General features: G+C 68.6%; 1 protein-coding gene. It reads right to left on the bottom strand.

Going from position 1 to position 617, the window contains the following annotated elements; translation table 11 throughout:
• Positions 1 to 617, bottom strand: a 617-nt coding sequence (locus tag D7W81_RS41445) for an AMP-binding enzyme (protein ID WP_147445851.1), incomplete at both ends; no start/stop codon positions are given.

Raw genomic sequence — 617 nt, 5'->3', positions numbered from 1 at the left:
TGCGGTCCACCTTGCCGTTGGAGTTGAGGGGCAGGGCGTCCAACACCACGAAGGTGGTGGGCACCATGTACTCAGGGAGCCCCTGACGCAGATGCGTCCTGAGGGCTTCCACTTCCAGCGAGGCATTTGCCTTGGGCGTGACGTACGCGACGAGGCGCTTGTCAGCGGCCTCGCCCTTGGCGACGACAACGGCGTCCTTGAGTCCTGGAGCGCGGCGGAGCGCCGCTTCGATTTCACCCAGCTCGATGCGGAAGCCACGCACCTTCACCTGGAAGTCGATGCGGCCGAGGTACTCCAGCCGCCCGTCCATGCGGTACCGCACGCGGTCTCCCGTGCGGTACATGCGGCTGCCGGGAGGCCCGTAGGGTTCGGGGACGAAGCGCTCCGCGGTGAGCTCCGGACGCAGGAGGTAGCCGCGCGCCTGGCCTTCACCGGCGAGGTACAGCTCCCCGGCGACGCCCACAGGGACCGGCTGCAACGAAGCGTCCAACACGTAGGCGCGCGTCGCGGGCAGCGGGCGGCCGATGAGAGGCACTTCGTCACGGCCGACGAGGGCGGCGGTGGAGTAGGTGGTGTCCTCGGAGGGCCCGTAGAGGTTGTAGAGCTTCTGCACCGTG

The sequence above is a fragment of the Corallococcus aberystwythensis genome, assembly GCF_003612165.1.
GTDB lineage: Bacteria > Myxococcota > Myxococcia > Myxococcales > Myxococcaceae > Corallococcus > Corallococcus aberystwythensis.
Note: the sequence above shows the minus strand (reverse complement) of the source record. Positions and strands in the feature narration are given on the sequence as shown.